Raw genomic sequence first — 14410 nt, 5'->3', positions numbered from 1 at the left:
ATAGATATAAAGGAGGTTTTATGTCATTTACTCATGAAATAAAAATGGAATTAATTGAAAACAAGATGAAAGAAAAGCAATTTAAAAGCTTCTTAAAAGGTTTAATCTTTACAAATTGTCAATTTAATAATAATGATTTAGAAGTTGTTATAAAAATTAATAGAGCAGATATTTCTATGAAAATAAAGGAAAAATTAGATAAATTTAAGATTAAATTTTATCGTTCAATTAAAAATAAAAACTGAATAATCATTTTAAAAAAAGATATTGATTTAGAATTAGTTATTAATGAACCAGCTTTCTTTTTTGCAGGAACATTTTTGGGTGGTGGTACTATTTCTGGCATAGATTCTACTTCTTATCATCTTGAAATAAGTTATTTTGAAGAGAAAATAGGTAATTTAATGATTGAAAAATTAAATAACTATGAATTTAATTTTATTTCTAAAAAAAGAAAAAATAAATTTTTTATTTATGAAAAGAAAGTAAATAATATTTTGGACTTTTTAAGTGCAATTAGAGCAAACACTAGTTTTTTAAAATTTTTCAATTTGAAAAATGAAAGAGATATTGAAAATAACGCAAATAGACTTGCTAATTTAGACTTTCATAATCAACAAAGACTTGTAAATGCTTCTCAAAGAGATATAAAAAATTATTTATTTTTAAAAGAAAATAATTTGGTAGATCAACTCACTGATGATCAAGTGATTTTTTTTGAAATAAGAGTAAAATTCCCGTATTTACATTTAAATGAAATAGTGGAAATTTTAAAAGAAGAGCATAATATAATAAAAACTAAAGGTGGCTTAAATCATTGATCGATAAAATTAGCTCAAATCGTGTCTAAATATAAAGCAAAATAATATTTTTATAAAAAAGTCAAAAATAATATATAATAAATTTGTTATATAAACTTAGGAAGGGTATGAAAATGAGCAAATCAAGTTCAATTATTATGTTCTGAAATAACTCAATTGAAATTTATGCAATTGCTTTTTTTCATACCTTTTTTAAGTAAGAGAATAAAATTATTTTAAAAATAATAAATAAAACAAACTCTTACTTTTAAAAAAGTAGGAGTTTTTCTCTTTTATATAATAAAAAATAATAAGGAGATTTTATGCAAGAAAAATCAGTAAGAAAAATTGGCTTATTTGTTTCATTGATGTTGCTTATTGGTTCTGTTGTGGGAATAGGAATATTCTTCAAAAACGCATCAGTAGCTAAAGCAACCGGAAATAATGGATTAGCTTGATTATTGAGTTGAATTATTGGTGGAGTTATTTCACTTGGTGCAGCTCTTAGTTTTTCTGAAATAGGAAGTTTCAGAAAAACTAAATTAACAGGTTTATCTAGTTGAGCTTATAAAATTTATGGTGTAAAAGCAGGGTATGGAGTATCATTTTTATATTCACTTTTTTATTATGGGTTATTAACTAGTGTTTTAGGTATTTTTGGATCAGAAATATTTTTCTTTTTCTTATCAGGAATAACAAGTTTGGAGTTTGGTAAAATTCCATTTTGAGTAATTGTTGTAGTAGGTTTATTATTCTCTGTTCTATTTTTAGCTTTAAATCATTTATCTATTAGAACAAGTGGAATAATACAAACAGTAGTAACATTTACAAAATTTATCCCTTTAATAGTTGCTGTTATTGTGGGAATTGCATTTTTTGACACCCATAATTCAGAAGGTGGAGTAAATGCGTTTTTAGATTTTGAAGGGAAAGCACCTTTTGGATTAAAAGGAATGATTGTCGCAATTCCTGCAGTTCTCTTTTCTTATGATGCTTTTTTAGTTGCCGGTTCTGTAAGAAACAAAATGAAAAATGCATCTAAAAATTTACCTTTTGTAATTTTATTTGGAATGACTCTTATAGTTATTTTATATACTTTAATTGCTGTGTCATCCATTTTACATAATAGCGGTATTGTTTGAACAGTTTTAGCAGATACATTACCAAAAACTGTATCTAAATATATTATTCCATCTGTAGTGTTCTTTATTTTAATATCAACTTTTGGAGTAATAAACGGAATAACATTAGCATTTATTAGTGAAACATATAGTGCAATTGACTTAAATTTATTTTTTGGTTCATATGCACTAAAAAGAAAAATAGGTGCTAAAAAAACAGAATTAATATACAATGCAATCATTTTAACTTTTTGAGCTATCTTGATTTTAGTACCTTCAGTGGTTTTAAAAATGGATAGTTGAATAGATGGAGCAACAAATTATCCTACAGTTTTCTTTTTTGGTATATATGGATTTGTAATTGGTTCATATTTAATAAAAAGAAATAAAATTACAGAAACTAAGAAATTAAATAGTTATTTATTTTATACATTTTCTGTAATTTCTGTTGTAGGTATTGCTTTTGTAGAAGTAGTTTATTTATATACAATTTTTTCAGATTTATTTAACCCTGATTTTAAATCTTCATGAGGTTTATTTAGAGACAATGGAAATTTAATATATAAATGAGTTCCTGTTTTAGTTTATTTCTTATTTTTAGGATTCTGCATTGGTTCTTTATATTTAAATATTTTCTTAGAGAAAAAAGTTTTCAAAAGAAATATTTTAGAAGAAATGAAGTTAAAATTACAAGAATATGAAGCAGAAAATTAATCGGTTACAAACCGATTTTTTTCTTATATTTAGTCATTTTTATAATATTTTTGAAATATTTATAATAAAAGTGTAAAATTTTTATATTATGCCAGAATTACCAGAAGTTAGAGTCGTAAGACAAGAATTAAATAAATATGTTCAAAATAAAAAAATTGAGAATATTCATATTTTTAGAGATTCATTTATAAAGGAAATTTCCGTAGAAAAGTTTAAAGAAGCATTGATTGGGCAAACAATTTTAGAAGTAACTAATGAAGGAAAATTCCTTGTATTTCATTTAACTAATGACAATATCATTTTAAGTCATTTGAGAATGGAAGGAAAATATAATTATTTTGAACCAGCCAAAATAAGATTAAAACATGATTATGTTCTTTTTGAATTTAGTGATAATAGTAATTTACACTACAATGATACAAGAACATTTGGAACTTTCCACTTAAGAACAAAGAAAAACTATTTAACAACAAATCCACTTGCTAAATTAGCTAAAATACCTGCACAAACAAATCTAGAAGAATTTTTTAATAAATTAAAATCTAGAAAAAAAGCAGTTAAAACTTCTTTATTAGATCAAACTCTTGTTTTAGGATTAGGAAATATTTATGTAGATGAAGTACTATTTGCAACTAAAATTCATCCAGAAACTCCTAGTAATTTAATTTCCAAAAAACAAGCTAAAGAAATTTTAGAAGTAGCTACAGATATTTTAGATCGCTCCACTGAATTAGGCGGAAGTAGTATAAATTCTTACACATCATTAAACAAGAAAAAAGGTTCTTTCCAAAACTTTTTACAAGTTCACACTAAAAAAGGATTACCTTGCCCTATCTGTCAAAATGAAATTTTAAAAATAAAAGTAAATGGTAGAGGAACCTATTACTGTAAGGAATGTCAAAAATAAATGAATAATTGAAGTTATGAAAAAACAATTGATTTGCACGGATTAACTACATCAGAAGCAGAAATAGTATTATCAAATGCCATTTTTGAATTTAATAATTCAAATCAATATGACAGTTTAAATATAATTGTAGGAAGGGGTACAGGAACATTAAAAGTTTTTGTTAGAAGTTTTCTTGAAAGAGAAAATCTCTTTTTTACAGAAGGTGAAATAAACTTTTCAGTGTTCAAAAAAGAATTTTAAAAGCAAGCTATAAAGCTTGCTTTTTTGGTCAAATTAATGATTGGAGCGAGTGAAGGGAATCGAACCCTCATAGTCAGCTTGGAAGGCTGAAGTTCTGCCATTAAACTACACTCGCGAGATACTCTATTATTATAAACTATTTTTTGTAAAAATCAAGAATTTTTATAGAATTTTTTGTTATTTTTTAAAAAAATTAAAAAAAACGCAAAAAATAAATAAAAAAATAGATTTTTATTCATTAAATATTATGTGATTTTTTACTTTATAAAGAAAAATACCTTTTTTTAATAAAAAGGAAGATGTCCTATTTTGAGAAAAGAGAAATTGTAAAATTAAATTAATTTTATTTTCAGTTAAATTTATATTTAAAAATTTTTGGTGAATTAGGTTATATATTAAATTTTTTTGCTTTTTTTCTGTTTGTTGTTTTAATCAATCAATATCAAAATTTGTTTTTTCTCATTTTTGCAACATTTTTTTATTTTTTCTATCTTTAAATAATAAAAAAATGTTTTTAATTTTGTAAGAAAAAATTGTTAGATTTTTATAAAAAGATTTATTTTTAAACTCAATTCTAATTTTATTTCTTTCATAAATTGGTAAGTTATTTGTATAGTCAATGGCAAAATTTATGTTTTTATTTTTTAATATTTTTTCAATTTTGTTTTTTGAATACTTAAAAAGTAATGGTCTATAAATTTGCATATCAAAGAGTTGACTTTTCTTTTTTATACCTCAATAATTAACTATTTTATTTTTATTTTTTTGAAGCATTATTGTCTCAAAAAAATCATCTTTATTATGGGCAATATAAAGGAAATTACAGTTATTTTCTTTATAAATTTTTTTAAAAAAATCATATCTTATTTGTCTGGCAAAATTTTGGAAATTTTCTATCTTTTCATAATTATCATAACTAACAGTTAGAACAAAAAAAGGAATTTTGTATTTTTTACAAAAATTCTCTACTATTGTTTGATCTTCATCGCTAGTTTCTCTTTTTTTATAGTTAACGTGTGCCACAACAATATCTTTATTTTTAAACTTATTTAACATAAAGATAGAATCTGGCCCGCCACTAACTGCTAAGAGAAGTCTTTGCTTTTTTATTTTTAGCATTAAACCTTTCAATAACCATTCTTATATCGTTAGAAATAAATTCAATTGAAGCAAGAGCAGCATCTTCAACAACTTTATCAATTATTTCTTTTTCACTTTGACTAAAAGGGGTTAAAACGTAATTTCTAGTGTTTTTATTTTCTGGTCGACCAATACCTATTTTTAATCTTTTAATTTGATCAGTTCCAAGTTGTTCAATAATGTTTTTCATACCATTATGCCCAGCGTGAGAACCGTGATTTTTAATTGCTGCTTGACCTATTTTAAAGTCCATATCATCATAAATAACAAGAATATCATCAGCAGGAATTTTAAAGAAAGACATTATTTCTCTTACAAAATCACCTGACTTATTCATATAAGTAAATGGTTTTACTAAAACATAATCTTCTTTTTTTGCAAAAACACCATTGAATTTACTTTTTTCAAATTTTAATTCTAATTCATTAGCTATTTTATCTAAAACTCAAAATCCCACGTTGTGCTTTGTATTTTCATATTCAACACCAGGATTTCCTAAACCTATAATTAATTTCATATTTTAAATTATATTCCATTATAAGAATAATTTTTACAAATAACAGTAAAATTCTTTAGTCATTTTGTTCTAAAAAATAATTGATATTTGTTTTTCTTTCTCTCTCTTCTGTTGATACAGCTATTTCAATAGCATCTTTTTCTCCAATAATTATTAATTCATCCTTTGCTCTTGTAATTCCTGTATAAAAGATTTTTTTATTTAAAAATATATTATATTCTTTAAAAATTAAATATATAAGAGCAGATGTTTCAGAACCTTGAAATTTATGTACAGAAACACAATAAGATAAAACTATAGAATTTCTGAATTTTTGCTCTGTAAATTTAATTAGTTTATCATTAAATTTAATTATTATAAATTCCACTTTTTCTTTATAAAACAGAATATTTTCTATATAACCGATTTCCCCGTTTACTAAATTTTGACTGGAATCATTTTCTGTTTGCATAACTTTGTCGTTAACAAAGTACTTAATGCCGTCTATTTCAAAAAAAGTATTATTTTTTTCATCAAAAATTTTGCTTTGAATTATTTTATTAATATTATTAATTCCTGCATTTCCTGCATATTTTGGAGCAATTACAATAAAATCATTTATTGAAAATTTTGATAAAAATAAGTCAATTTGTTTATTGAAAATTTCTAGAAAAGACTTTGTATTACTTTCATAAAATTTTACATAATTATTTTTAAATACAGGTATTTGACCATTATTTACAGATGATGCAATTTCTAATATTTCTTGTTTGTCTTTTTGACGATAATTATTTATTAATTTATTAGTAATAAATTTATCACTGTTAATAAAGTCATTTAATAAATTTCCATAACCTATTGAAGGTAATTGATCTTTGTCTCCAATTAAAACTATCTTTTTGATTTTATTTAAATCTAAAGATTTTAATAGTTTATAGAACAAATCAGTATTTACCATAGAAAACTCATCGATAATTAAAGCATTAATTTCTTTTGTTAATTCTAAATTATATTCAATATTTTCATTTTCTCATGAGACTTCTAAAAATGAATGTATTGTTCTAGAAGGGATGGATGCTTTTTGAAAAATGTGAAAAGATGCTCTTCCAGTTGGAGTAAGAACTGCAACGTTTTTTTCTCCAAAAACATCGCTAAATCCTTTATAAATGAATTTTAAAATTTCTGTTTTACCAGTCCCTGGACCACCTGTTATAATAGTTAAATTATTTTCAAAAGCAGAAATTACAGATTTTTTTTGTATATCATCTAAATACTTACCAATAATAGATTTTTTATATTTAAATTTATATTCTTTCTTTTTAATTTCATTAATAGTTTTTGCAATAAATCGCTCTTGTTCATACATTATAAAGTGAGTAATATTTTTTTTATCTTTCACAAAAAATAAAAATTTTTGATCCATTAAAATCTTTACATATTCTTTAAATTCTTCAATAATCATAAAAATTTTTTTATTTGTATTTTTATAAATGTGTTTTATTTCTTCTGGTTCTAAAAAAGTATTTTCATTATCTTTTAAATAAGATAAAAACTCATTTAAAATTATGTATTTTTTTCTAATTTTACTTTCTGGTTTTATACCTAAAGCTAAAGCCATTTTATCTACATCAGCAAAAACATATTCATCAACTGTATCTAAAATACAAAAAGGTTGTTCCTTTAAGTATTTTCAAAATTCTAGAAGTCTGTATTTTTTATCTAATTTAGAATATAAATTTTCTAAACCATTGGAAAAAAAGAAAATCTCTATTTCTTGTTTTAAAGAATTGGCAGAAATTTTGTCAAAAATAATTTTTGCTTTTCTTTCAGGAATTAATTTAGGAATAGAATAAATGAGATTAGGATCGTTTTTTAAAATAAATATGGATTTATCTCCTCAAGTGTTATAAATGCTTTGAGCCATTTTTTGACCTATTCCTGGAAAAAGCGAAGAAGAAAAGTATTTTACTATTTCTTTTTCGTTGGTTTCAATAATTAATTCACATTTTTTTAATTCTCAACTATTTTGATATTTTGGATGGTTTTTTTCTAAAGCAGTAATTAAATAAGATTTTTTTAATTCTAAATTAATTTTTGAAGTTAGACTAATTATTTGTTTTTCTTTAGTTTTTACTAAAAAAATAAAGAAATTTTTAGTATTGTTTTCAAAAATCTTTCTTTCTACTTTGACTTCAAATTCTTTCATATGGAAATTATAAACTACTATTAAAAAATATCAATTCAATTTTAACTAATAAGATATATTTTTAGTTTTTGTATTATAATTTTATTTATGTTAAATATTAAATTTATATTAAATAATAAAGAAGAAGTTATTAATAAACTTAAAACAAGAAATTTTGATATTTCTTTAGTAGAAGAAATTTTTAAACTTGGAGAAAAAAGGAGTGAAGTTATGTCAAAACTTCAATTTTTAGAAAGTCAAAGAAATGAAAAATCATCCAAAATTGGGCAAATGGTAAGAAATAAAGAAAATACTGACCAAATCAAAAACGAAGTAAGTGAACTTAAAATTCAAATCGATTCATTAAGTGAACAAAGCAATGAAATTAACTCTAAAATTGAAAATATATTACTAAATATTCCTAATTTACCTTTAGATTCAGTTCCTGTAGGTTTAGATGAAAATGATAATGTAGTAGTTGAAGTTAAAGATAAAATCGGTAGAGGTCTTGTAAAACCATTAAAACCACATTATGAAATTGGTTTAGATTTAGACATTTTAGATTTTTCAAGAGCAGTTAAAATGTCTGGTTCTAGATTTGCTATTTTTAAAAATGAAGGAGCAAGATTAGTAAGAGCATTAGTTTCATTTATGTTAGATGAACACGTAAAAAATGGTTATACAGAAATGGTTACTCCTACAATGGTTTTAAGCAAAATGCTTTATGGAACAGGACAACTTCCAAAGTTTGCTGAAGATTTATATAAAATTGAAAATAATGATATGTGAATGATTCCTACAGCAGAAGTAACTTTAACCAATTATCATAATGATGAAATTTTAGATTTAAATGTTGCTAAAAAATACGTTGGTTATACAAAATGTTATAGATCTGAATCAGGAAGTGGTGGAAGAGATACTAAAGGATTAATTAGATCTCACGAATTTCACAAAGTAGAATTAGTTAAAATAGTTAATGATAAAGACAAAATGAATGAATTTCACCAAACTGTAAAAGATGCTGCTAATATTTTAGAAAAACTAGAAATTCCATATAGAACAGTAGCATTAAGCACAGGAGATTTAGGTTTTTCTTCTAAACAAACATTTGATTTAGAATTATGACTTCCTTCAGAACAAAGATTTAGAGAAGTTTCATCAATTTCATTCTTTGGTGATTTTCAAGCAAGAAGAGCATTAATTAGATATAAAAATGAAGATAATAAAACAGAGTATGCAAATACTATAAATGGTTCTGGTATAGCTATAGATAGGGTTTTTGCTGCTATTTTAGAGCAATATCAAAATGAAGATGGAACAATTGATATTCCAAAAGTTTTAGTTCCTTATATGAATGGTTTAACCAAAATTTCAAAGTAAAATCCACAAAATATCTTACACTACCTTTCACATTAATTTTTTGATGAATTCAGCCTCAAAGGGCTGAGTTTTTTTAACCCCCCCGCCCCTTAATTGCAATTAAGGGCCTTGTTTTTCGCCAAAAAGAGCAAAAGGCACAAACAAGATTACGCCGACTTCGTCGTCTTATCTTGTGTCTTTGGAATCATTGTCGTACCACTTGTTCCATTTTGTTTAAAATTTTTTCGTTTATGGTTATAAATTTTTGTAATAATTCAAATTCTTGGTTATCAAATTTATCTTTATTAGTTGAAATTTTTTTGTCAATCATTTTATAAAAACTTTGTCCGCGAGTTTTAGTATCTTTTATTATTTTTTCAATTTCTTTCTTTTCTAAAAGTTCAAAATCATATTCCTTTTTGTTCTCTCTACTAAATTCTTCATTTATCTCTCTTGTTGTTCATATTTCATTTCCAATTCTGATTTTTATATTTAAATCACTATCTAAAACAGCAACAAATTCCGTATTAGGAATTCCGAATGTTTTTTCAAAAGTATTTTTATCTAATGTGTAATATTTTTTTATCGATTCTAAAAACAATTTGCTTGTGAATTTTCTTTTTATAGGGAGATAAATTCTTAATTGTTCTGGCTGTGCTTTTGTAAAAACATTATTTTTTGTCACTTTTTTCTTGAAATTCTCGTTATAAGAGTTTATGATATCATTGTGATTTGAATTTAAATCTTCTATGGATTTAAATTTTTTTTTGAAAAAATATAAAGGATAAAATTGTTGAGAACTTTTAAATGATTCTTCTACATTAGGTTTATGAGTAGCAATGCTGCTCGAAAACACCTGTATACCCCTATTTTTCAACTCTTGAACCATATTGGTTTCAGGATTTATATAGTTAAAAATGTTGTTCTTTTATCAGTAATAATTAGTTTTGGAAAACCATATTTTTCAAAAAGCATTTCAAGTAATTTCATATAACCTTTGTTTGTTTCTTGTGTATCAGCATAAAAAGCAAGAAGTTTTCCTGAACTTGCATCAATTGCGTGATAAATAAAAATCTTTTGGTCAAGTGATTTAATAAAATATTCATAACAAGCGTCAATTTCAACAATTTCACCAAATTCTAAAGCATTTTTGCTTATAATTCTTCTGTTATTATTTTAATCTCTTAATTCATTTTCTTTAGCAATTGCAAAAATATGGTCGGAAATTTTTACTTTTATTTTTCCGCTTTCAATTCCACTAATTCTTTTTTTAATGTCTGCTTTAGTTTTCTTTTTTGTATAAGGAGTCATTAAACATTGTTGGTTTGTTCTTCTTATTACAGTAGAATAAGAAGGTTTTTCTTTCATATTTTGCATTTCATCTTCATAGAAATATTTAAGTGGTATTCCAAGAGTTATCGCTCTTTGTTTTATTATATTTCTTAATTTCATCATTATATTTAGTAATAAATTAATCAAAAATATCATCTTTATATTTTTTTTAGAATGATCATTTCTGGCATTTTTATGTTTTACATAAATTGATTTACCAGCATTTTGTTTAATTAATTTTCTATGTCTAGTGACAGTTTTGACTGAGATATTTAACAAATTAGATAATTCTTTATTGGTTTTTTCTATGTTGTTTCTAATAAAAGTTAGTTCTTTTGCTCTCTTTTTTTGTCACTTTGTTATTTCGATTTCTGTATTTTTCATCCCTATTCTCCTTTAGCAAATATTCAATTATTATTATATATTACTAAAGAGGACATTTTGATTAGTAAATACCCCGGGACATTTTGATTAATAATTTGCATTTAGTATAAAAATAAAAAAATAATATGATAGAATTTATGTATTGAAAGAACGGTCGCTAATTAGCGGATCCCTTATTTATGTTCGTTTTTTAGACTTGGTATGGGGAACAAAGAAAACTCACTTTAAAAGTGAGTTTTTTAAATTAAATAATAGATTTATAAATTTCATATTTTTACTTCTATTAATCTTTATAAGCACTCTTCAAAAAGTATGATATTTTTTTATTTAATGTTTTTAAGTATATTTTCTATTTCATTTACCTTGTTTAATCTTTCTCAAGGTAAATCTAAATCATTTCTTCCAAAGTGTCCAAATGAAGCAGTTTGTTGATAAATAGGTTGTTTAAGATTTAAATCTCTAATAATCCCTGCTGGAGTTAAATCAAAAACATTATCTATAATTTCTAAAATTAGTGCATCACTATAATTAGATGTATTAAATGTGTTAACATTTATTGAAATTGGTTTACTAACACCGATTGCATAAGATAATTGAATTTCAATTTTTTTAGCAATTTTTGCTGCTACTAAATTTTTAGCAACTCATCTTGCTGCGTATGCAGCACTTCTATCAACCTTTGTATAATCTTTTCCACTAAATGCTCCACCTCCATGTTTAGCTGCACCACCATATGTATCTACTATTATTTTTCTTCCTGTTAATCCAGCATCTCCAATAGGTCCGCCTATAACAAATTTTCCTGTTGGATTAATTAAAATTTTATAATTATTATTTAAATTATACTTATTAGAAATAAATAGCATAATCTCTTCTTTTATAAAGGATTTAAAGGCATTTTCGTCATAATTAGCATCATGTTGAATTGACATAAGTATAGTATCAATTCTAATATTTTTTTCATCTGTATAGTCGATGGTTACTTGACTTTTCATATCTGATTTAGCTCATTTAAATTTATGACTCACTCTTAACTCTTCTGCTCTTTTAACTAATGCGTGAGCAAGGGTGATTGCTAAAGGCATAAATTCTGGTGTTTCATCAGTTGCATAACCAAACATAATACCTTGATCACCTGCTCCTATTTCTCCGTCTTTTTTATCAACTCCTTGGTTGATATCTGGACTTTGACTATTAACGTTAGAAACAATAGTAAAATCACTTTCACTATATCCTAACTTCTTAACTGTATTTCAAGCTACTTTAACAACATCTACATAAGTCTTAGTTGTTATTTCTCCTCCTATAATAATTAATCTATTAGAAGCCATAACTTCACATGCAACTCTTGCATCTGGATCTTTCTTTAAAATAGCATCTAAAACTCCATCACTAATTTGATCACATATTTTATCTGGATGTCCCTTTCCTACACTTTCACTTGTAAATAATTTTTTATACATATTTTTTCTCCTTGTTATTTGTTTTTTTAAAAAATAAAATTCTCTAATTTACAAAAGAGAATTTTTGGAACATTAAAGATTTCTATACATGACAGATATTTAATATCCCAAGGGTTTCCACCTTGCATTGCAGGTTGGCTCACTTCAAAGTTCCCTTAAACTCAGTGACTCTTAATGTATTTTTTTACACTAAAATGATACAACATTTTCCCAAAAATAAAAAAAAATAATTTTTTTTGGCAAAAAGTTAAAAAAATGGTAAAATTTTAATGAAAAATAAACTTTTTAGCAAAATGAACCAATTTTTACCCCCCAAAAATTTAAGAAAAATAGGATTTTGCAAAAATTGAGTTATATTTTTCAAATATGCCTGTTTTTCCCATATATTTGGAAAAAATAGTTAATAAAAAGTAAACAAAATAGTAAAAATAATATTTCGTATAAAGTTTATTCTTTTTAACAAGAATCTTTCTTATTTTTTTGATTTTAATTACCTCGAAATTAAAGAAATAAAAATTTCAATTAATGATTTTCTCTCTGATTTTAAAGAGAGATTTTTTTATTTTTATTAAATTAAAATATTTGAGTTGTAGTTATAAAAATTGAAGTTCATCACAACTTAAAACTAATGTATTTTTTTAAATGATTAATTTAGTTTTATTCTTTATACTTCTCCCTTTTTACATAGTTGTTAAATGTTGCTTGTAAGTCTTATAATAAATTTCAATATATTATTTTTATTTCTATATAAATAATTTAATATTCTTTGGTATTAAGATTTTTATTAAATTGCTTAATTTAGTTTTTTGTTTTTTTATTTAAATTTTAATTTTGTAGTTACCGATATTATTTATTAAGTTTTTTATTAATATAAAATAAGAATTTTGAAAATCATATAGGATTTAACTATTTTAAATTAAAAGAAAAAAATTTTTGAGTTGATTTTAATATTAAGCACTTCTAATTTTAATTGTTAATATTATCTACTTATTTTGTTTTAATAAATTAAAAATTTTATTAATATATTTTGATTTATAATTAATGTTTTTTAAAATATTTATTTCTTAAATTTATTTTTTATTTATATTAAATAATTAAAAAATTTTGTATATTTACAAGAAAAATACAACTCTTTTTTCTTTAAATTTAGACTAAAAACAAAGAAAAATGGACTTTTTTACCAAAATCTTTGTTTTTTTTTTTTTTGTATAATGCTTTATGAAAGGAGGTTTTATGAATAATAAAAAATCAATTATTTCTAAATTATTTTATTTATTGAAAGGTTATACATATTTTGAAGAAAGTTGAGAAAATGTTTTAACATCAGGAAAATTAGATGAAGTTGATATGAGTGAAGAGTGAACTTGAAAATGACATTTAGAAGGTTATAAAAACAAGAAAACAAATAAAATTAATGAATTTTCTCTTTCCTATGAATATGATTATAAACAATATCAAACTATTTCAAATTTAGTTCATCCTATTACTGTAAAATCAGAATCTAAATCTGAACCAAAATATTTTTATAATTCCGATGTCAATACCTTAGAAGAAATTTATAAATTAGCAGGAAATGAATCTGTATTAGAATGTTTTAAAAATCCAACATTAAAAGACAAATCTTTAGATGAATGATTAAATTTTGATGCTAAATTTAAAAATTATACATTCAATCCATTTTCTTTAGAAAATATAATCTATGTTGCTTTTAATGAAAAAGAAGTAATATTTAAAAAATATCTAATTAGAAAAATTGTTGAAAAAATTGCAATTGAATTCTTCAATAATGCAAAAGAAAATGTTAAAAGAAGCAAATCTTTAGAACAAGCTGAAATTTTGGATTTTAAAATTTATAAAACCAAGATACTAGATAAATTAAAAGACTATTCTTTGGTTGAAATTTCAGAAAAAACAATTGAAACTTGTTGAAATGAAATTATTAAATTAAAAATAAAAGAATATGAAAAAGAAGCATATACAAATTCAGAAAAAGTATTAATATTTTCAAATTCATCAGCTTTTGAATTGGCACTTAAAAATCACAATCCTTACTATCAAGCAGGAGAATTTATACTTTTACAAGATGCTGATGAAGAGAATAGTAATCCAAATCCAAAATATGGAAGCATAAAAATTAGCGGGCAAGAAAAGAAAGTCCTTGCAGCACAAGGACAAGGTTTTCTTGAAGCAGGTACTATGGTTAATATTCAAAGAGAAAAGCATGGAATCTTTTATGTGACTAAAGTTAAAAAAATAAAAAATTAAG

12 protein-coding genes and 1 tRNA gene are annotated in these 14410 nt (G+C 23.6%); 6 read left to right on the top strand and 7 right to left on the bottom strand.

Translation table 4 applies throughout. The features are described from left to right. Positions 1-20 precede the first annotated feature (20 nt). The 4 genes from whiA (at position 21) to ACR34G_RS03880 (ending at position 3785) form a co-directional block, all read left to right on the top strand. A complete protein-coding gene (gene whiA, locus ACR34G_RS03895; RefSeq protein ID WP_436358669.1) occupies positions 21-866 on the top strand; it encodes a DNA-binding protein WhiA in 846 nt (281 codons plus the stop codon). A 257-nt stretch (positions 867-1123) separates the two neighbouring features. Further along, entirely contained in the window at positions 1124-2635 is a 1512-nt protein-coding gene (locus ACR34G_RS03890; protein ID WP_436358668.1) for an APC family permease, read from the top strand. 88 nt (positions 2636-2723) lie between these two features. Beyond that, positions 2724-3542: a DNA-formamidopyrimidine glycosylase gene (gene mutM / locus ACR34G_RS03885; RefSeq protein ID WP_436358667.1), complete on the top strand. Its 819-nt coding sequence runs from the start codon at positions 2724-2726 to the stop codon at positions 3540-3542. Further along, positions 3543-3785 carry a Smr/MutS family protein gene (locus ACR34G_RS03880; protein ID WP_436358666.1) on the top strand — a complete coding sequence of 81 codons (243 nt, stop codon included), beginning with the start codon at positions 3543-3545 and terminating at the stop codon, positions 3783-3785. A gap of 41 nt (positions 3786-3826) precedes the next feature. Here ACR34G_RS03880 and ACR34G_RS03875 read toward each other — a convergent pair. From ACR34G_RS03875 to ACR34G_RS03860, 4 genes are all read right to left on the bottom strand, one after another. Next, positions 3827-3900, bottom strand: a tRNA-Gly gene (locus ACR34G_RS03875). A 116-nt stretch (positions 3901-4016) separates the two neighbouring features. Beyond that, positions 4017-4904 carry a tRNA lysidine(34) synthetase TilS gene (gene tilS / locus ACR34G_RS03870; protein ID WP_436358665.1) on the bottom strand — a complete coding sequence of 296 codons (888 nt, stop codon included), beginning with the start codon at positions 4902-4904 and terminating at the stop codon, positions 4017-4019. Then, a complete protein-coding gene (gene pth, locus ACR34G_RS03865) occupies positions 4864-5442 on the bottom strand; it encodes an aminoacyl-tRNA hydrolase (protein ID WP_436358664.1) in 579 nt (192 codons plus the stop codon). Before pth ends, tilS begins: the two co-directional genes overlap by 41 nt. A 55-nt stretch (positions 5443-5497) precedes the next feature. Next, on the bottom strand, positions 5498-7627 hold the full coding sequence (locus ACR34G_RS03860; protein ID WP_436358663.1) for an AAA family ATPase: 2130 nt from the start codon (positions 7625-7627) through the stop codon (positions 5498-5500). An 87-nt stretch (positions 7628-7714) separates the two neighbouring features. Here ACR34G_RS03860 and serS point away from each other — a divergent pair, with 87 nt between their 5' ends. Beyond that, on the top strand, positions 7715-8986 hold the full coding sequence (serS, locus tag ACR34G_RS03855) for a serine--tRNA ligase (RefSeq protein ID WP_436358662.1): 1272 nt from the start codon (positions 7715-7717) through the stop codon (positions 8984-8986). Between the two features lie 73 nt (positions 8987-9059). Here the strand turns inward: serS and ACR34G_RS03850 are convergent, their stop codons facing one another. The 3 genes from ACR34G_RS03850 to metK all read right to left on the bottom strand — a co-directional run bounded on the left by ACR34G_RS03850 (position 9060) and on the right by metK (position 12144). After that, positions 9060-9854, bottom strand: coding sequence for a hypothetical protein (locus ACR34G_RS03850; RefSeq protein WP_436358661.1), 795 nt, complete (start codon positions 9852-9854; stop codon positions 9060-9062). Positions 9855-10141: 287 nt separating this feature from the next. Further along, positions 10142-10681 carry a hypothetical protein gene (locus ACR34G_RS03845; RefSeq protein ID WP_436358660.1) on the bottom strand — a complete coding sequence of 180 codons (540 nt, stop codon included), beginning with the start codon at positions 10679-10681 and terminating at the stop codon, positions 10142-10144. A 323-nt stretch (positions 10682-11004) separates the two neighbouring features. Next, positions 11005-12144 carry a methionine adenosyltransferase gene (gene metK / locus ACR34G_RS03840; protein ID WP_436358659.1) on the bottom strand — a complete coding sequence of 380 codons (1140 nt, stop codon included), beginning with the start codon at positions 12142-12144 and terminating at the stop codon, positions 11005-11007. A gap of 1233 nt (positions 12145-13377) precedes the next feature. On the opposite strand from metK, the gene ACR34G_RS03835 reads away from it, so the two are divergent. Next, positions 13378-14409: a hypothetical protein gene (locus ACR34G_RS03835; RefSeq protein ID WP_436358658.1), complete on the top strand. Its 1032-nt coding sequence runs from the start codon at positions 13378-13380 to the stop codon at positions 14407-14409. Position 14410: the final 1 nt, after the last annotated feature.

The organism is Mycoplasma sp. 480, assembly GCF_051353065.1.
Taxonomy (GTDB): Bacteria; Bacillota_I; Bacilli_A; order Mycoplasmatales; family Metamycoplasmataceae; genus Mesomycoplasma_A.
The sequence above is the reverse complement of the archived record's forward strand: the minus strand, read 5'-3'. Positions and strand labels throughout refer to the sequence as shown.